22 protein-coding genes are annotated in these 17,250 nt (G+C 39.4%); 2 read left to right on the forward strand and 20 right to left on the reverse strand.

Annotation, left to right across the window (positions count from 1 at the left end):
* Window positions 1–10: 10 nt before the first annotated feature.
* The 12 genes from NSQ44_RS15490 to NSQ44_RS15545 form a co-directional block, all read right to left on the reverse strand.
* On the reverse strand, window positions 11–1,147 hold the full coding sequence (locus NSQ44_RS15490; protein ID WP_340857530.1) for an MBL fold metallo-hydrolase: 1,137 nt from the start codon (window positions 1,145–1,147) through the stop codon (window positions 11–13).
* Window positions 1,148–1,192: 45 nt separating this feature from the next.
* Window positions 1,193–1,762, reverse strand: coding sequence for a sulfurtransferase TusA family protein (locus NSQ44_RS15495; protein ID WP_340857531.1), 570 nt, complete (start codon window positions 1,760–1,762; stop codon window positions 1,193–1,195).
* A 21-nt stretch (window positions 1,763–1,783) separates the two neighbouring features.
* Window positions 1,784–2,080 (reverse strand): rhodanese-like domain-containing protein, encoded by a 297-nt coding sequence (locus NSQ44_RS15500; RefSeq protein WP_270897443.1) that lies wholly within the window; start codon window positions 2,078–2,080, stop codon window positions 1,784–1,786.
* 15 nt (window positions 2,081–2,095) lie between these two features.
* Window positions 2,096–2,461 (reverse strand): rhodanese-like domain-containing protein, encoded by a 366-nt coding sequence (locus NSQ44_RS15505; protein WP_094245782.1) that lies wholly within the window; start codon window positions 2,459–2,461, stop codon window positions 2,096–2,098.
* Between the two features lie 16 nt (window positions 2,462–2,477).
* Window positions 2,478–2,960 (reverse strand): DsrE/DsrF/DrsH-like family protein, encoded by a 483-nt coding sequence (locus tag NSQ44_RS15510; protein WP_094245781.1) that lies wholly within the window; start codon window positions 2,958–2,960, stop codon window positions 2,478–2,480.
* Window positions 2,961–3,010: 50 nt separating this feature from the next.
* The gene (locus tag NSQ44_RS15515) at window positions 3,011–3,238 is read right to left on the reverse strand and encodes a sulfurtransferase TusA family protein (RefSeq protein ID WP_340857533.1); all 228 of its coding nucleotides are present in this window, start codon (window positions 3,236–3,238) and stop codon (window positions 3,011–3,013) included.
* A 97-nt stretch (window positions 3,239–3,335) separates the two neighbouring features.
* Window positions 3,336–3,596 (reverse strand): metal-sensitive transcriptional regulator, encoded by a 261-nt coding sequence (locus NSQ44_RS15520; RefSeq protein ID WP_108897620.1) that lies wholly within the window; start codon window positions 3,594–3,596, stop codon window positions 3,336–3,338.
* Entirely contained in the window at window positions 3,563–3,961 is a 399-nt protein-coding gene (locus tag NSQ44_RS15525; protein ID WP_340857534.1) for a rhodanese, read from the reverse strand. Before NSQ44_RS15525 ends, NSQ44_RS15520 begins: the two co-directional genes overlap by 34 nt.
* 89 nt (window positions 3,962–4,050) lie before the next feature.
* Window positions 4,051–4,617, reverse strand: coding sequence for a class I SAM-dependent methyltransferase (locus tag NSQ44_RS15530; RefSeq protein ID WP_270897447.1), 567 nt, complete (start codon window positions 4,615–4,617; stop codon window positions 4,051–4,053).
* Between the two features lie 188 nt (window positions 4,618–4,805).
* Window positions 4,806–5,933, reverse strand: coding sequence for an MBL fold metallo-hydrolase (locus NSQ44_RS15535; RefSeq protein WP_340857536.1), 1,128 nt, complete (start codon window positions 5,931–5,933; stop codon window positions 4,806–4,808).
* Window positions 5,934–5,956: 23 nt separating this feature from the next.
* The gene (locus NSQ44_RS15540) at window positions 5,957–6,190 is read right to left on the reverse strand and encodes a glutaredoxin family protein (RefSeq protein ID WP_108897617.1); all 234 of its coding nucleotides are present in this window, start codon (window positions 6,188–6,190) and stop codon (window positions 5,957–5,959) included.
* Window positions 6,191–6,210: 20 nt separating this feature from the next.
* Window positions 6,211–6,600: a DsrE/DsrF/DrsH-like family protein gene (locus tag NSQ44_RS15545; RefSeq protein ID WP_108897616.1), complete on the reverse strand. Its 390-nt coding sequence runs from the start codon at window positions 6,598–6,600 to the stop codon at window positions 6,211–6,213.
* Between the two features lie 781 nt (window positions 6,601–7,381).
* On the opposite strand from NSQ44_RS15545, the gene NSQ44_RS15550 reads away from it, so the two are divergent.
* Both NSQ44_RS15550 and NSQ44_RS15555 read left to right on the forward strand, forming a co-directional pair.
* Entirely contained in the window at window positions 7,382–7,594 is a 213-nt protein-coding gene (locus tag NSQ44_RS15550) for a LysM peptidoglycan-binding domain-containing protein (RefSeq protein WP_270897437.1), read from the forward strand.
* Window positions 7,595–7,937: 343 nt separating this feature from the next.
* The gene (locus tag NSQ44_RS15555; protein WP_108897613.1) at window positions 7,938–8,789 is read left to right on the forward strand and encodes a glycosyl hydrolase family 18 protein; all 852 of its coding nucleotides are present in this window, start codon (window positions 7,938–7,940) and stop codon (window positions 8,787–8,789) included.
* 24 nt (window positions 8,790–8,813) lie between these two features.
* Here NSQ44_RS15555 and NSQ44_RS15560 read toward each other — a convergent pair whose 3' ends face one another.
* The 8 genes from NSQ44_RS15560 to NSQ44_RS15595 form a co-directional block, all read right to left on the reverse strand.
* The gene (locus NSQ44_RS15560; RefSeq protein WP_340857539.1) at window positions 8,814–9,929 is read right to left on the reverse strand and encodes a sensor histidine kinase; all 1,116 of its coding nucleotides are present in this window, start codon (window positions 9,927–9,929) and stop codon (window positions 8,814–8,816) included.
* On the reverse strand, window positions 9,916–10,542 hold the full coding sequence (locus NSQ44_RS15565) for a response regulator transcription factor (RefSeq protein WP_340858282.1): 627 nt from the start codon (window positions 10,540–10,542) through the stop codon (window positions 9,916–9,918). Before NSQ44_RS15565 ends, NSQ44_RS15560 begins: the two co-directional genes overlap by 14 nt.
* Window positions 10,543–10,626: 84 nt before the next feature.
* Window positions 10,627–11,166, reverse strand: coding sequence for a TlpA disulfide reductase family protein (locus NSQ44_RS15570; protein ID WP_340858283.1), 540 nt, complete (start codon window positions 11,164–11,166; stop codon window positions 10,627–10,629).
* Window positions 11,167–11,197: 31 nt separating this feature from the next.
* Entirely contained in the window at window positions 11,198–11,905 is a 708-nt protein-coding gene (locus NSQ44_RS15575) for a cytochrome c biogenesis CcdA family protein (protein ID WP_108897609.1), read from the reverse strand.
* Between the two features lie 74 nt (window positions 11,906–11,979).
* Window positions 11,980–12,687 (reverse strand): hypothetical protein, encoded by a 708-nt coding sequence (locus tag NSQ44_RS15580; protein WP_108897608.1) that lies wholly within the window; start codon window positions 12,685–12,687, stop codon window positions 11,980–11,982.
* A gap of 557 nt (window positions 12,688–13,244) precedes the next feature.
* Window positions 13,245–13,373, reverse strand: a complete 129-nt coding sequence (locus NSQ44_RS15585) for a hypothetical protein (RefSeq protein ID WP_340857546.1) — start codon at window positions 13,371–13,373, stop codon at window positions 13,245–13,247.
* 229 nt (window positions 13,374–13,602) lie between these two features.
* The gene (locus tag NSQ44_RS15590; RefSeq protein ID WP_340857547.1) at window positions 13,603–13,839 is read right to left on the reverse strand and encodes a hypothetical protein; all 237 of its coding nucleotides are present in this window, start codon (window positions 13,837–13,839) and stop codon (window positions 13,603–13,605) included.
* A 68-nt stretch (window positions 13,840–13,907) separates the two neighbouring features.
* Window positions 13,908–17,246 (reverse strand): DEAD/DEAH box helicase family protein, encoded by a 3,339-nt coding sequence (locus tag NSQ44_RS15595; RefSeq protein WP_340857548.1) that lies wholly within the window; start codon window positions 17,244–17,246, stop codon window positions 13,908–13,910.
* Window positions 17,247–17,250 lie beyond the last annotated feature (4 nt).

Below are 17,250 nucleotides of genomic sequence, written 5' to 3' on the forward strand. Positions count from 1 at the left end.
CACTCCTCAATTAACGAGTATGATGCAGCGCACAACGGTTTGGGCCGATTTCGAGTTCTTGCTGCTGTTCGATGTCGACCGCTTTTAGCCCGCGGTTAATCGCTACGATATCTTCAAAGTTTGGCGGTGTCTCTGTATTCGCGTTTTGAACGACAATATCGATAAATTCTTGTTTTTGCTTATACCGCATCATGTCGTTGCGGGCGCGAATGTTGCCTAATGTATCGCCAATATATCCCGCTTTGCTCATTTCTTCATCCAAATTAGCGTAATGGGCAGGCAGAACGATTACATCATCCGCAATCGCGGCTACTTTTTCGTATACCGTGTCATACAAATCCGCGGCCCATTCCGCCGCTTTTCCGCCTAAATCCGGGCGTCCGAGTCCGCCGACAAAAATTGTATCTCCAGAGAAAAGCAATTGATTATTCACGAAGAAGGAAACACTTCCCGGCGTATGCCCTGGCGTTTTCACCGCTAATACTTCTAATTGCACTTGCGCAAAATCAATGCGGTCATGTTTTTCCAGCGGTTCGAAATCAAACACCGCTCCTTCGCTTTTCATCAAATAGTATGTCGCTCCTGTCCGTTCCGTTAGCGCTTTTCCGCCGGAAATATGGTCGGCGTGCAAGTGGGAATCGACGATATGCGTAATCGCTACTCCTTCTTCTTTTGCGACTTGTTCATATACATCAATAAACCGCGACGGGTCCACGACAAGCGCTTCTTTTCCGGAAATCACCATATAAGAGAGACATCCTTTTCCGACACGAATGAATTGATATACTTTCATCTTGTCATCTTCATATACTTTTGCTTTATGAAGATGTTCACTCCACGCTTTCATGCCGCCAACGAGCGTATAAATATTGTCAAATCCTGCTTCTACTAATTGTTCTGCAACAAACGCCGCTGAACCGCCTTTGGCACAAACGACGACAACCTCTTTTTCTTTTGGAAGGCGGTCGATTACCGAATTGACACCATCAATCAACTCAAAGTATGGAACATTAATATATTCAAAGTTCTCCCCTTCGATTTTCCAATCATGAAAATCGCTTTCGTTACGTACGTCAAAAATAACGAGATGTTCTTTATTTAATACTTTTTCTGTTAATGTTTGCACCGTCATTTCTTTTACCGCCATTTTTATACCCCCTATAGTATATTTTGTTTTTAAAAAACCGCTCAATCAGGATTGAGCTGTATCGAGCGGCCCGTTCCATTGGGACATGCCTGGAACAACATTCCATACATTAGTAAATCCTTTTTCTGTTAATTTTTGTGCCGCTAAATCGCTGCGCGTGCCAGTACGGCAAACAACATAAATCGTTTTATCCTTCGGCAACTCATTAATGCGATCTTCTAATTCTCCAAGCGGAATCGACAAGGCGCCAGGAATATGGCCAAATGCATATTCTGCTGGTTCGCGCACGTCTAAAATCAAAGCAGATGGATCGTCCATTTGATTGTGCAATTCTTCATTCGAAACGACATTTGGAAATTTCGTTTCTTTCTTCGTCTCACTGTCAGTTGCTTTACGGATATAATGCTTTAACACCCCATCTTCTTCAATCGTCCCGAGATATTGGTGTCCTGTGCTTTCGGACCATGCTTTGATATCCGCCTTCGAACCTTTATCCGTCGCCTGCACTTCGAGCACTTGCCCCGGTTCAAGATCATTGATCGCTTTTTTCGTTTTTACGATCGGCATCGGGCAAGATAATCCTTTCGCATCGACTGTCAAATTCACTTGAATCACGCTACATTCCTCCTTCACTAATTACTCGACCGGCCCTTCCCACGCTAACATGCCGCCAGTCATATTGACAACGCGATATCCATGTTTTTCAAGAAGTTCTGCCGCCCGTCCGCTTCGCCCGCCGGAACGGCAGACAAGAATATACTCTTTATTTTTATCAAGCTCATCCATTCGGAATTCAATGAGCCCAAGCGGAATATGCATAGCCCCTGGGATTTTTCCAGCCGCGACTTCATCCGCTTCACGCACATCGACAATATTCAGCGGCTTTCCCTCACGAAGCAACGTTTCCACTTCTTTTGCTGTGATCGTCTTCATCTCGTTCCCCCTCCTTTACACCCATGCATTGATTCCGCCTTTCACATTTGTCACATGTCGGAAACCCATTTTCTTTAATAGTTTGCTCGCTTTCATGCTTCGCATACCACTTTGGCAAATGACGATTACTTCTTTTTCTTTTGACAGCTCATGTACCCGAGAAGGAAGTTCATTCAGTGGGATATTTTTAAATCCCGGCAAATGGTGAGCTCGAAACTCCATCGGTGTGCGGACGTCAACATATTGCACATCTTTTTTCCGCAGTTGCTGCTTCAGTTCCGTCGGGGTGATCATCCGCACTCCCTTCGGCGGCAACACTCTGCTTGTGATAAACCATATAATGAGAATGAATAAAACGATGTTAACAATTGTTTGGACCATGTCGTTGTCCCCTCATTTAAATAAACAAATTTACATTTCCTTCAGAAGCATCAGCTAAATACGCGGCCACTCCTGCAAATTCAATTCCATCGATCAGTTCTTCCGGCTTCAATCCTAAAAGATCGACTGTCATTTGACAGGCTACGAGCTTCACCCCTTGCTCTTTCGCCATGTCAATGAGTTGCGGAAGGGGCATGGCATTGTGTTTTTTGATGACATGTTTAATCAATTTCGGGCCGATGCCCGCAAAATTCATTCGCGACAAGCCCATGCGGTCGGCGCCGCGAGGCATCATTTTCGCAAACATTTTTTCTAAAAATCCTTTTTGGACTGGAGCGTGGGCGTCTTTACGCAATGCGTTCAGCCCCCAGAACGTATGGAAAATCGTTACATCATGATCGTAAGCAGCGGCGCCGTTGGCGATGATGTACGCCGCCATTGCCTTATCGTAATCGCCGCTAAACAAAATGATTGTCGTTTTTTTCTTTTGTTGCGACATCTTTCGTCCCCCTCCATGAATCATATGCAAGTGTACAGTAAGCGATCGTATTATCCTTTTTCGATCCAGAAAGTTAGAATGCCATTTTCTTCTTTAATATCGATCACTTTATGGCCGCTTGCCTGCGCCCACGCCGGCAAGTCGCTTTTTGCCCCTTTATCGGTTGTTTGGACTTCCAATACTTGACCAGACGTTAATTCATCCATCGCTTTTTTTGCTTTAACGACCGGCATCGGGCAAGACAATCCTTTCGCATCCAATACTTTTTCTACGTTCATTTTTGATAACCTCCTTGATTTACTATTACCCCTATGGGTATATTAATAAATAAAAAGAGTGTTGTCAACACCTTTTATACTTGTTGACGCGACGATTTTAGCGACTTTTTATGAGCAATTCCACTGCTTCTTTCACAAGATGATCCGTTTTCTCGCCTTTTTCCAAACTTTCACGAAGACAATGTTCCAAATTAGAGCTGGCGATCACCGCAATGGCGCGATCAATCGCATTGCGCGCTGCCGACAGTTGGGCAACGACGCTTTTACAATCTTTTCCTTGCTCCATCATACCAAGAACCCCTTTAATTTGTCCTTCGATTCGTTTTAAGCGGTTTTTGATTTCTTTATTGTACTCCATTTTTTAGTATGGCTCCTTTCCTGGCAACGACAGACGGCCAAGGAGTAACTTTGGACATTATAACCGTAGCGGCGCAACCAACGGATGCCTAAATTTTTTTCCACGGAATCCTTAGCAATGACATGCAACGATTGCCGTGGAATAAGGAAAACATGTCGTTTCAAATACGCCAAAGGAATATTCAATGTCCCTTTAAGGCCGTCCTGACTTACTTCATTATAATCACGAAGATCGACCTTAATCAAGTGTTTGGGCACATCAGCTGACTGGATGCATCGAATTCCCCCCACTGGATAATACCGACGGTAAACGGCCAGCAACAATATCCCTAATACTAATAATAGTAACCAAATGATTTTATCCACCCGTTTTACCGCCTCCTTATTACGATTGTATTATATACCCTTATAGGTATATAATCAACAGAAATATTTTCATTTTAATCCGCTACTACTCAATAGTGGATTAAAACTCCATATATTGCCGGATGAAAACGAATGAACTCTACCTGGCTCGTTTTCGTTTTCAAATAAGCAAGCAAGTTACTTGAAGCGATTCGTTCGTGCACAGGCGGTCCCATTTCACTGTTAATCACTTCCCATTCAATGAACAAAAACTGTCCGTTTGGCTTCATAATGCGGCGAATTTCATCCATCACAGCATCTTTTGGCTCAACCTCATGAAACACGAATGCCATTAAACCTTTATCAATAGAATGAGATGGAAGGGCAGTAGAGCTGACATCCGCGACCTGATACTCAATATTAGTAATCGCCATTTGTTCCGCGCGCTGTTTTAGCAGTTGGATCATTTCCGGTTGTACATCGACAGCATGTACTTTCTCATTTGTTTCCTTAGCAAGCGGTATGGTAAAATAGCCGTTCCCTGCTCCAAGATCAGCGATCACATCGTCCCGTTGAACAGATAAGACAGAAATCACTTGTTCGGGAGAAATCCATTCCTTTCGTTTTGGATCGAGCAGTTTTTCCGCTTTTTCATAATGAAAACGATGTCCAGCCATATGTTCACCTTCCTGCTATTGTGTTTTGCCCTTGCATTAAATCATATCAAAAGCAAGGTGAAAACGAAAGATCGCGAACGTTATACAACGATCCAAAGTGAGACGGCTTTAAAAAATAGAGGGCTCGATGCAACTGCATACCAAGCCCCCTTTTCTTTTTAGCTGCTATATGCTATGAAACGGCTCGGTTATCGTACAGCGCAACGGTTCGGCCCTATTTCCATTTCCCGTTGCTGTTCTTCGTCCGGAGAAAGTTTGCCCATGTTCGTTTGCCGAATTTCTTTGTACGCGTTCGGCTGCGGCGGCAAGTTCTCTGTCACCGTTTTTCGGAATTCTTCCTCGCTTCCAATATTTAAACCATGATTTTGCTTATAGAGAACGCCTAACGCCTCTGCCACACTTCCATCCTCGTTCATTTCATTCGGTCCCATATAGTGCGCTGGCAAAACAACCAAGTCATCAGCGAGTTGTTTATAGCGTTTATATAACGCTTGACGCAAATCACTGACCCAGTCTTGTGCCTTCCCGGCCAAATCTGGGCGGCCGATCGAGTCAATGAACAAAATATCCCCTGTTAATAAATATTGATCATCAACAATAAACGACGTGCTCCCGATCGTATGCCCCGGCGAATACAACGCCTTGATCACCACGTTGCCAACTTGGATGCGATCCCCATCTTGAATCGGCGTGTAAGAAAACGTCACTTCTTCCGCATCTTTCGGTGGCAAATAGTACGTCGCTCCAAGTTGTTCGGCCAGCTTGCGGCCTCCAGAAATATGATCAGCATGCAGATGGGTGTCAATCACATGCTTAATGGTAATACCGTGTTCTTTCACAAACCGAACGTATACATCTGTCATGCGGTTTGTATCAATGAGCGCCCCTTCGCCGTTGGACTCGACAAGATAAGATAAGCACCCTTTGCCAAGGCGAACGAATTGATAGAGCGTGCCACCACTTTTCAACTCTCCAATTTTAACTGGTTCTAAATGCTCGCTCCACGCTTTCATGCCGCCTTCAATCGAGTAAACGTTTTGATATCCGGCTTGCTCGAGCTGTTCCGCCACAAACTCCGACGAACCGCCTTTTGCACAAACCGAATAAATCGTCGTGTTTTTATCTTTCGGCAGGCGATCTAAAAACGGCTCCACCCCATCGAGAATTTCAAAATATGGGATATTGACGACCTCTACGTTTTTTCCCTCAATTCTCCAATTAGCAAACTCTTCTGCATTGCGGGCATCAACGATAAACATTTTTTCGCCGCGAATAATTTTATTGGCCACTTCTTTAACTGAAATGATTTTTGCCATCGACTATACCCTCCCTCTAAAAATTATCGATTCCATAATTGCATAATTGTTTCCGGGTCAAACCCGAGCACCCATTGCTCGTCAATTTTCGTTTGTGGCACGCCTATTTGCCCAGTTGTTGCAACTAACTTGCGCGCTGCCGCTGGATCTAGTTGAACATTCACCTCAGTAAACGGAATGCCTTGCTCGCGCAAGAAATTTTTTAACATCACGCAATACGGACACGTCGTTGTCGTATAGACAGTGACTTTCTTCATTCTCATTCATCTCCTAATGATCAAAACGCTAATGTAATATCGGCGTCTTTCGCAAATTGCAGAAATGTGGCCGCTCCAGCGACTTCAATTCCATCAACAAACTGTTCTTTCTCAAGCCCCATCACGTCCATCGTCATTTGGCAGGCGATCAACTTCACGCCCATTTCTTGCGCCATTTGGAGAAGTTCTTCAATTGACGGAACCTTCGCTTTTTGGAATCCTTGTTGGAAGTGTTCTTTTCCCGCTGGGATCGGAAGTTGTTTGTGCGCCTCTTTATGGATTAAATTCAATCCTTCAAACGTGAAAAATACTCCCACTTCCGCCTCGACAGCCGCCGCAGCCGTCGCGATATTGAATACTTTGTACGCATCAAACAAACCACCATTTGCAGCAATAATAGCTACTTTCATAATTGATGCCTCCTTATTTTTTTCGTTTATATTTTGGATTAAAAAAATTTCCCTATACACGGGTACATTATTATCCGTGTATCCATTCACATATACACATATAAATTACATATACGTGTATATGTATATTTTATATTACTTAACTTCTCTCCATCTGTCAACACATTTTCCTTATTGATTTTTATCATACCCTCTCATGCCCTATTGCCATGTTTTAATCTATCCAAAACATCAACACAACTGACAATATCCTGACCGCCTGTTTATTGCAAAATTAAAGTGGTTCTTACGTTCTTTTGGTGAAAAGTCGACATAATTGAGAATAAGAAGCTAAAAATTCTACACACTATTTTTCTCAATTAGTTCCTCCCTATCACCAAGATTGCGTAAGAACCATTAAAGTACAGAAATGTGCAAAATTTTTATGCAATGGTTATGCTGAGAGGCTTTACATGGAGGGGCAGCCATGGTAACATGTTTGGGTTTGCCAAGTCTGTTGCAGTTGGCCGCTTTGCAAAAGAATCATGGTTGTAGAGGCTCCATGTCAAGCCCCCAATAGCGAGAATTCAGATTGAATTTTTATACGATATAAACAAATTTATATACTGAAATGCTCTGCACTTTTTTCTTAAAAAACAACCGCCGCATAGAAAAATAAAAATCGTTTTCACCACTCTAGAACATAGGTTTTGAAAGTTATACTGCGATATAGGAGAATATACATTCACAAATGGCACAAATTATATCCTAGGAAACCATTCTGAAGGGAGGTTTTATTCAAATGAACAAAATTGTTCTAGCCACTATAATTTTATGTTTAGCCATTATCCAATTCCACACTCAGGCCTTTGCCCAGTCCACAAGCAGCTCTTTTATCATCCATGAAGTCAAAGCAGGGGAACCGTTATGGAAAATCGCCAACAAATACAATCAAACCGTAAGCAGTATTCAAAAAATGAACGATCTTTCTACCGATCAAATTGTGCCTGGATAGTCTCTTCTTATTCCAGGAACAACATATACGATTTCTCGAGGAAAATCATTGTGGACGATTGCAAACCGCCATTCTCTTTCGGTTTGGCAATTAGCTCGGTTCAATGGTATTAAAGACCCTTCCGTAGTAAGAAGCAAAGATCTACATTCCGCAATATAAAAAACACCGTATTATGACAGGTGCTTATATGGTGCCGAAAAATAAAGAATCTGATCAATCGCTACTACGTAATTATCGCCCCTTGGTCAGTCAAATCGGTGTATTCGAATATCATCCGGATTGGAATGGAAATTTAAGTTCATTGCAAGCAATAACGGACATTACTGAAGGATGAAAGCAACATATGGTACCAGTAGCCGTTATTACCAACCTAAGTGCAAAGGGATTTGATCATCAATTAGCACACCATATTTTGAATAATCCATCCTTAAGAAAAAAATTAATCAATAATATCGAACGGTTACTCCGATACAATGATTTCAAAGGGGTAAATATTGATTTTGAGGAAGTACGTTCCGAAGATAGGACAGCACTGAATCTGTTTATGAAAGAACTAGCTAATAAATTGCGACCGTCTGGATTCACTGTTTCCATTTCTGTGCCTCCTAAACAAGGAGATCGGTATCCATCTCATTTTGCGGGGTATGATTATGCGGCGTTAGGAAAAGTTGTCGATTATATGTTTCTCATGACGTATGATTGGCACTGCTTTGGAGGGCCTCCTGGACCGATCGCACCCATTAATCAAGTGCGCGCTACTTTAAATTATGCAGTAAATACCGTTCCGAAGCAGAAACTATTTTTAGGTATTGCTATGTATGCTTATGATTGGATCTATTTGCGAAACGGCGCGACAAAAGGAACATCCCATTCACAAAATGAAGCTGTAAAACTTGCCATGGATCACGGGTCGTCAATTATATACGATCCCTCATCAAAATCGCCATACTTTTTCTATACAGATAAAAAAGGAAATAAACATGTGGTATGGTTTGAGGATGCCCGGAGCATTATTGCGAAATATCGATTAATTTCTCAATATGGCATTAGAGGAATGGGGGGATGGAAATTGGGGCTTCCGTTTCCTCAAGCAGAAGCAATGTTGAGGCAAATATTTTGGGTTGAAAACCGTAAATATGTCCTCTCCCACTTGCCAAGGAGCGGGAGGGGATCTTATCTTTTGTTTTATGCATGATCAAAAAACAGACAGAAGCTAATTTCAATTACTGCTGTCCAATTTTCTAGAAGCTAACGGTATCGTAAACCAAAACGAATGTGTATTCCCTTCAGAATACATTCCTACTTCTCCCATATGACGTTCGATAATCTTTTTCACAATCGATAGCCCCAACCCCGTTCCGCCGGTATTTCTACTTCTTGCTGAATCTACTCGATAGAATCGTTCAAATAACCATTCTCTTTTCTCTTCAGGAATCGGTTCTCCTTCTCCTTGCACCGTCACCTTGTACATTCCTTCCTCTTTTCTGCCATAAATACAAATATCCCCATCTCCTATCTTATATTGAATAGCATTTTGTATTAAGTTGTTCATTACTTGCTTCAGGCCATCCCGGTCAACGAGAACTTGTGCCTCTTCGATGCAAACGATATAGGAGATGCCGCGCTGCTCCAAATCTAACTGAAACAATTTTACACACTCTTCTATGAACGTCTTTATATCCACTTTATCTTTTAGCTCAAAATGATGTAAATGTTTGTACTCCCACTCTGTTAATTGATCGAGTTGATTGACCATGCGCGTTAATCGCGCAGATTCCTCGTAAAGTGATTGAAACAATGATTCATCTCCTTTTAATACGCCTTGGCTTAATCCTTCTAGATATCCATTTAGATTGGTCAAAGGCGTGCGTAACTCATGAGCCATATCACTAATCATATTTTTTCTTGCTTCTTCTATCTTTTTTAAACGGATAATCAACTGATTAAAGTTCTTCGTCAGTTCGCCAATTTCGTCTTTCGAAGCCACTTCGAGAAGGTGAGGATACTGACCGCTAGTTAATTTTTTAGTTGATTGGACGAGTTTCTGAAGCGGAGCCACGACTTTCCTTGTTAAATAATAATGCAAAACAACCGCGACAATTACTGCGATGATGCTCGTACGAATTAAATAATATTCCATGGTACTGTTAAAAAAGGCTTTCCTTGCTTCTCCAACCATATTAAATTGATTCACTAAAAAGCAAGCAAAGTCATTAACGGAAACACCTGTCAACCAAATAACGCTGCCAATGACTAACACATTAATCGCGATTAATTTCCAAAAAATTCGGGAATATAGTTTTTCTTGCAAAGTTTTTAATTTAAGACGCAACAAATTTATACCCCATTCCTCGAACCGTTTGAATCCATTTTGGCTGCGAAGGGTTATCTTCTAATTTTTCCCTCAATTTTCCTATATGCACATCAATAGTACGCTCCATCACCCATTTTTCTCCATTTGGATACAACTGTTCTAACAACTGTTCCCGGGAAAGAATTTGATTAGGATGTTGCATGAAAAAGTGAAGAAGGCGAAATTCAGATTGAGTAAGGTGAATTTGCCGTCCATGCAACCAAACTTCTCCCCTGCGCAGCTTAATAGTTAATCCGTTATAAGAAATTTTATTGCATCGTTGTTCTGTTCGTCGCAACACGGCTTCCACACGGGCTACAAGCTCTCTGGGGCTAAACGGCTTTATTACATAATCGTCTGCTCCCGCCTGTAACCCAGCAACACGATCTTCCTCCCGTATTTTAGCTGTTAACATAATGATTGGAACATCATGTTTCCAGTCCTGACGAATTTGTTTGCATAGCTCTATTCCATTCATTTTAGGAAGCATGAGATCCAGAATAATTAAACAAGGGAAACGCTTTAAAAACATATCCATTCCCATTTCTCCATCTCCCGCTTCCCATACTTCATATCCTTCTTTTTCTAAATATATTTTTACTCATTGCCTAATTTTCGCATCGTCTTCGACAACTAGAATTGGAGTGCTCATGTCCATCTCCTCCCTAAAAAACGGAGTTTATTCCATGGAAGCAATTTTCTCTACCATCCAATCATAGCTCATCGGTCCTGTAATCTTTTCGCGTATGATTCCTTTCGAATCAATAAGATAACTCGTCGGAATGGCTTGAGCTTGATACTTCTCAGACACTTCCCCCATTTCATCAAGAACTACAGTAAACGTAATTCCATAGTCCTTTAAAAAACGAGCAACGTCTTCTTTGTTTTTTTCGGCTTGTGTCAAGTTTACCGCTAATATTTCAACCCCCTCATCTTTGTATTTCTCATAAAATTTTTGCATATCCGGCATCTCTGCACGACAAGGTGGACACCACGTCGCCCACATATTGACAATTACTTTTTTTCCTCGAAAGTCAGACAGCGCAACCGTTTGGCCATCTAATGTTTGTAGTTTAAAGTCTGGTGCACGGTTTCCCTTATTAATTCCTTCCACATAGGAAGAACTATTATTATCTATAGATGAAGATGATTTTCCCTTAAAGGCTGTATCATAGAAAGTCCAGCCCAATAAGCCGAACAATATGATAATTGCTATCACTTTTTTCAAAAAAAACACCCCTTTTCAATCCTTAGTACGAAAAGACGGAATAACTCGATAATAAAGCACTTATTTTTTGCATCTGTCCCGTATATAGAAGAACCCCGAGTAAAACCATGACCCACCCGTTTATTACTGATAACGCCGGCAGCCATTTGTTAACATTTTTAACTATTCTTAAAGAACGCGTAATAGCGAGTGAAATGATAAGAAATGGAATTCCTAATCCTAAGGAATAAAACCAGAGCAAGAACATTCCATTGTACATCGTTTCTGTCGATCCAGCCAAAAGCAAAATGGAGGATAAAGTCAAACCAACACAAGGAGTCCAGCCAGTGGCAAACGCCATACCGACAATCATAGAATTAAATATATTTTCTGTTTTCTCTTTACGGAGACTCCATCTCTTTTCACGCATGAAAAACCGAAATTTAAATATTCCAGCCATCTGTAGACCAAAGACTATGATTAATAAGCCGCTAATTTTTTCAATGAATGTGCGGTATTCTATAAAGAATTGCCCAATAAAGCTAGCAGTGGCCCCCATCAGGACAAAAATAATACTAAATCCGAAAATAAACGCTAGCGAACGGGTAAATATATCCCATTTTCTTCCTTGAATTTTGTTATCTTTTACAGATGTTCCGGTAAGATGTGCGACATAGGCGGGAACTAAAGGAAAAATACAGGGCGAGAAAAAAGAAAGCATGCCGGCTGTTAAAGCAAATAACGCAGACATTTTTGTGTTGCACCTTTCCGTCGTTTCATTCTTTTTTCATGATATCTTCCTTATGTTAAGATTTTTTTAAGATTTTAGTTTCTTTCTTTTTTCCACAATAGTACTTTACCAACAACGCCAAACATAAGCATAGAAATGCTCCATACCTGCAGCTTCGATAGCCCAAAGAAATATGAATGTTGGCCAGCGAAAAAGGAAATGAGCAACTGCCCCGTACTAAATAAGATAAGGAAAAAATATGTATGTCCGGGAAAGTTTATCGGTTTTTTACGTAAAAGAACCCATACAATAAGCAAGAAAAACAATAGCAATTTATACAAATGAATTGGATGATGCGTCAATCCAACATGCCACGAATCTTGTGAAATAGGAACACCGTACTGCCGCTGAAACAAATAATAAACGAAGCCAGCCATGACATAGAAAGCTATCAGTGAGTTTGTCAACACATAGATAGGGATCTTTGCACGATATGCTCCAATGAAAACAGAAATAGAAGCAACTACAATTCCCAGGAGAACTCCCTTATTTCCACTAGGCAAATACAAAATGCTCAACGGATTATTCAAAAACAAGGAGGGATCAAATAGCGCGGGGCTGATTTTCCAAATAGCAAGATAATAAAGCAAAGCATTGGACAAAAGAGCTTCTATTTTATCTCTGTATTCTTTCCTCTCGGTTAATAAGAAGTGCAAAAATACATAGCCGCTAATACCAGACAACAGCCATACTAACCAATTGGTGCGGAATAAAAACGGGCCGATTGCTATCACATCACTCATTGATTTACCCCTCCAAATTAAAAAGTGATTATCCACTATTCTACTCCTAAACATTTACACAATACGGAACATTATTACCGATATTCCACGTTATTAATCGTTTCGCTGGTAGGCTTATTTCACTGATATCTCTTAATGATTCATTACAACAATTCCATCTTGAATATAGTGAAAAATTCTATCCTGAAAATACCCAAATTCCAAAATGTATAAACTTAAAATATTCGACAGAAGGGTATTTTCATCCTTCCGATGGTGCCGAATTTTTTCGGCATGGGGGTCTATCTAAAAACTTGTGCTGCTTTTTTTAAACACACTGTCTTCATATACCTATATGTGTATTTTAACTAATTTCTTATCACCTTTACAAAGAAAAAGGACTGATACCCTTATTATAAAAAAATAAGAATGGTTACAATCAACAAGGCGATAGCCATTCTACTTTATAAATTAAAAAATAATAGCCGAACAATAATGTGACTAGTAACATTAACATTGCTAAAAATAAACAAGAGGATGCGATGTACGAAATGTCTGTTCAATAATTTGTTTTGCTTTTAAAAATATCCAATCGTCGAAAAGATCATCGTACATATTCCCGTAATGACCGATAATATGCCGATTATTTGCACCGCTGCATTTGACAAAGGACGGGCGGACGATTTGATATGTAAGTTCATAATCAAAAACCCGATTCCTGTAATCGCAATCGCGGTTCGAATCCATGCTAAAAACGTTCGTTGTTAGCTAATGATGCTGAATGTATTTGGTGTCTTCTGTAACGGTGCGGATTTTTTCCTTCACTTCTTTAACACCTTTCTTCATAAAAATCCTTTCGAGTAAACAATACAAGCCTTTATGTGTTTTTGTTCATCATCGGGGTTTTATCATTGTCATTGATTTTATGTGAATCAATCAACCTTCTTTAATATAAGCAAAATAAATGATTATAATATTATCATTAAATTTTTCTGCATTTGCATATTTTCTAAGAAGATCTTTTTCACAGTTATCTTTTATATTTTCTAAATATAGTAGATTGATACTTCTTGGTATATGATATACTTTAGAATACTTACCATTGATGTCTTTATCTTGGATACTCATTATCACAGGAAAAATACCAGAATTAATTACAATATCCTTTGACATATATGCCCTCCTAAAAATAAAGACACCTAAGATATTTATCCTAGGTGTCATTTCATGATTGATAATATTTACGCCCCTGTCACTTCTTCCGCATTTCGATTAATCTCATCAATAATGCCAATGATTTTTCTTGCATCATCCATATTATCCTTGAACAGTTCAACAATACTGCCAACTGATCTGAATGGTTCTTGTTGTAATACTTTTTTATCGAGTGTTCCGTTTTTAATGACATAATCAACAATGTGTTTAACAAAACGAATTTGGTTTAGATTTAACCGTTCCTCTGAAAGGAATTCGGAAAATGCTTCGTTGGCTGCTTTCGGATCCAAGCCAACAATTTGCCGAACTAGTTTTGTAATCGGTGTGTCGCCAAAATCTTTTTCGTAATCTTCTCTCGTACCTAGTTCTTTCCAGAGGATATCTTCAAGCATTTTCACATCTTGGGCTGTTAGCGGTTTATTATGATTCAGCTTGTAGATCGCCATTTGGTCCTTATGTTCGATAAGATAATGTTCTACTTTCTTCCGGTAATTTTGTAAATCATTTACATTGAAGATCGAAGCGTTTTCTTTTACTTCAATTACTTCATCTTGGAAGTTTGTATAATAAATCTTTTGTGTTTCTTTTTCGATAAACTTGATTAAATCCCTTAACGCTTCACGTACCTCATCTAACTCGAAAATATCAGCACTATCCCAAAACTCTTCCGTCAATACTTTTTCAATGACATGCTTTTGCTCCATCACTTGTGGAATCGTACCAAGTTTAGAAAGTGCTTCCGCCGTTTGAATGACACTGCGAATTGGTTTTGTGGCATTGTTGGCTTGTAATTTGGCCAATTCAATCGTATACATTAATAAATCAAAACGTTTAGCAAATTCATCATCTTGAACTGGGACAATGATCGGTGAGATATGTTCTTTAATTTCATTCGTATCAAGAACAGATAATGACACCCAATTGTCCTTATTTTTATATTTCTCCACATATTGCAGATGTTGTCTAACACGGAAATTGTCATTATCAAGCGCAAGAACGTCCCTTGTTACTTCATGGACTAATTCACTGCGATGGTTGATATATTCTTCTGTTTGATATTCAGTCCCTTGTAATTCACGAATAATATCCACTTTGGCATTGAATAGTTTTTCTGTCAGGCTTTTACCAACTTGAGTTTCCATTCCCTTTGGATTTTCACGGAAAAACTCAAAGTTTCCGCAATAGTCAAAGATGAGGAAATGCGTTTTATCTTGTCCAATTCCAAATAAATCTGGACAAAGCCGTGTTCCACGACCAATCATTTGCCAGAACTTTGTTTTCGAACGAACCTTTTTAAAGAATACAAGATTAACTACTTCTGGAATGTCCACACCAGTATCGAGCATATCTACAGATACAGCTATTTGTGGCATTTTACTTTTATCTGAAAAGTCATCTATTAATGTTTGAACATATTTTATGCTATAATCAATGACTCTAGCAAAATCTCCACCATACTCTGGGAACAATGCATCAAACCGTTCTACGATTCTTTCGGCATGGCGATGATTTTTCGCAAAAATAATCGTTTTGCCTAGCTTGTCTCCGCCTTCTACATGGATGCCTTTTTCCATTAAATCTTTCAATACCATATCGATCGTATTATCATTAAATAGCCATTCATTTAAGGCAGAGCTATCAATGTCTTCTCTGAAATCTTCTTCATCGAAAAGTTCTTCATATTTTTCTTTATCTTCTTCCGATAAATCATCGTAATGAATACCTTCTTCTAGAAACTTTGTCTTTGTTTCGATAGTTCGGTAATCAACTAAAAATCCATCTTTTACAGCTTGATCCAGCTCATAAGCATAAGTCGGAACACCATTTTCCATTTCAAACACTTCATACGTATTTTTATCAATTTCATCTTTTGGAGTTGCCGTTAAGCCGAGTAAAATTCCATCAAAATAATCGAAAATGCTACGGTATTTTTTATAGATACTTCGATGCGACTCATCAATGATGATGAGATCAAAGTGTCCAACGGTAAATAGTTTTTTGCCATTTTTTCTTTTCGCCTCATCGATGGCATTCATCATCGTTGGATATGTAGAAAAGACGATTCGGCTTTCCTCTGGGTTATCCTTGTTATCTAAAAGATTGCATAAAGGTATACTTGGCAGTAAGTTATTAAAGTTACGATATGCTTGGTTTATTAAAGCTTTACGATCTGCTAAGAAGAGAACATTTTTCACCCAATTATGCCGAGTCAAAACATCGACAATTGAAATTGCTGTTCTCGTTTTTCCACTACCTGTAGCCATTACAAGAAGTGCTTTTCTTTGATTACGACTCAATGCATCACAAAAAGATAAAATGGCTTCCTTTTGATAATATCGGTTACTAATATCATCATTTATTTGTACATTTGATAATGGACGTTTCATTTGCCGGCGTTCGATTAACAAACTTAATTCTTCTTTATTATAAAAACCAGAAACTTTTCGTGGAGGATACTGATCATGCCAAATATATGTTTCAAAGCCGTTCGTATAGAAAATCACTGGACGAATACCTGACATTTTTTCAATACAGTCAGCATAAAGCTTAGCTTGTTGACGACCAATTTTCGGATCTTTTGCTGTTCTTTTTGCTTCCACAACAGCAAGGGGCTTTCCATTATCACCAAATAAAACGTAATCAGCGAATCCTTTACCTTCTTTGTTGGGCATACCTACTACTGGATATTCTCGAATGATATCTTTATTAAATTCCCAACCGGCAAGTTTCAAGTCTAAATCGATATATTTTAGTCTTGTTTCAAATTCATTTAATTGATCAACTTGGAAATTATTTTCTTTCGTGTTCTGTTCACGTTTTTCTGTGACCTTTTTACGAAGATGTTGATTTTCCTTAATAATTTCTTCAAGTTTCCTGTCCTTCGCACTTAGTTGTTCGTATAAATCTTGTAATTCTTTCGGACGGATCTTCTTTTCTTCACCAACAGGAAGTAAGGATTCATCAAATTCCCCGGCCGTAAATTCATCAGAATAACAATAATCAATCCATGCAATAAATTGAAATAGATGATGAAGGGATAACACCGCTTCATCTCGAGTAATTGGTGCATTAGTATGGACTGCTTGATTACCAAGTTTTACTACATACTTCATCATCGGAAGTAAATCTTCATCAATAATTCCTAAAAATTCTCGGTCGTGAATTAAACTAGAAAGGTTATCCTGATAAGGAACTTTCAAAGCACTGTCATAACTATAAACCCACTTAACTGCTAGCTCCAGCGCACGTCGTGACTGAATCGCGCTGACAGCGGGACTTACAACTAAACCTTTCTCCGCTTCAAAACAAGCATTGGCAAAACTGCGATATTGCTTCTTTTCCTTTAGAAAGCTAAAGTTTGACACATTG

Origin of the sequence: Aeribacillus sp. FSL M8-0254, from assembly GCF_038008845.1 — a bacterium.
In the GTDB taxonomy this organism is placed as follows: domain Bacteria; phylum Bacillota; class Bacilli; order Bacillales; family Aeribacillaceae; genus Aeribacillus; species Aeribacillus composti.

What these genes read in the sequence shown, in the direction of transcription:
- NSQ44_RS15505 (WP_094245782.1), bottom strand. Translation starts at nt 2,461, where the DNA reads ATGGTCCAAACAATTGTTAACATCGTTTTATTCATTCTCATTATATGG.
- NSQ44_RS15535 (WP_340857536.1), bottom strand. Translation starts at nt 5,933, where the DNA reads ATGGCAAAAATCATTTCAGTTAAAGAAGTGGCCAATAAAATTATTCGC.
- NSQ44_RS15580 (WP_108897608.1), bottom strand. Translation starts at nt 12,687, where the DNA reads ATGAGTGATGTGATAGCAATCGGCCCGTTTTTATTCCGCACCAATTGG.
- NSQ44_RS15500 (WP_270897443.1), bottom strand. Translation starts at nt 2,080, where the DNA reads ATGAAGACGATCACAGCAAAAGAAGTGGAAACGTTGCTTCGTGAGGGA.
- NSQ44_RS15520 (WP_108897620.1), bottom strand. Translation starts at nt 3,596, where the DNA reads ATGGAGTACAATAAAGAAATCAAAAACCGCTTAAAACGAATCGAAGGA.
- NSQ44_RS15490 (WP_340857530.1), bottom strand. Translation starts at nt 1,147, where the DNA reads ATGGCGGTAAAAGAAATGACGGTGCAAACATTAACAGAAAAAGTATTA.
- NSQ44_RS15590 (WP_340857547.1), bottom strand. Translation starts at nt 13,839, where the DNA reads ATGTCAAAGGATATTGTAATTAATTCTGGTATTTTTCCTGTGATAATG.
- NSQ44_RS15545 (WP_108897616.1), bottom strand. Translation starts at nt 6,600, where the DNA reads ATGAAAGTAGCTATTATTGCTGCAAATGGTGGTTTGTTTGATGCGTAC.
- NSQ44_RS15515 (WP_340857533.1), bottom strand. Translation starts at nt 3,238, where the DNA reads ATGAACGTAGAAAAAGTATTGGATGCGAAAGGATTGTCTTGCCCGATG.
- NSQ44_RS15530 (WP_270897447.1), bottom strand. Translation starts at nt 4,617, where the DNA reads ATGGCTGGACATCGTTTTCATTATGAAAAAGCGGAAAAACTGCTCGAT.
- NSQ44_RS15575 (WP_108897609.1), bottom strand. Translation starts at nt 11,905, where the DNA reads ATGTCTGCGTTATTTGCTTTAACAGCCGGCATGCTTTCTTTTTTCTCG.
- NSQ44_RS15540 (WP_108897617.1), bottom strand. Translation starts at nt 6,190, where the DNA reads ATGAAGAAAGTCACTGTCTATACGACAACGACGTGTCCGTATTGCGTG.
- NSQ44_RS15550 (WP_270897437.1), top strand. Translation starts at nt 7,382, where the DNA reads ATGAACAAAATTGTTCTAGCCACTATAATTTTATGTTTAGCCATTATC.
- NSQ44_RS15555 (WP_108897613.1), top strand. Translation starts at nt 7,938, where the DNA reads ATGGTACCAGTAGCCGTTATTACCAACCTAAGTGCAAAGGGATTTGAT.
- NSQ44_RS15510 (WP_094245781.1), bottom strand. Translation starts at nt 2,960, where the DNA reads ATGTCGCAACAAAAGAAAAAAACGACAATCATTTTGTTTAGCGGCGAT.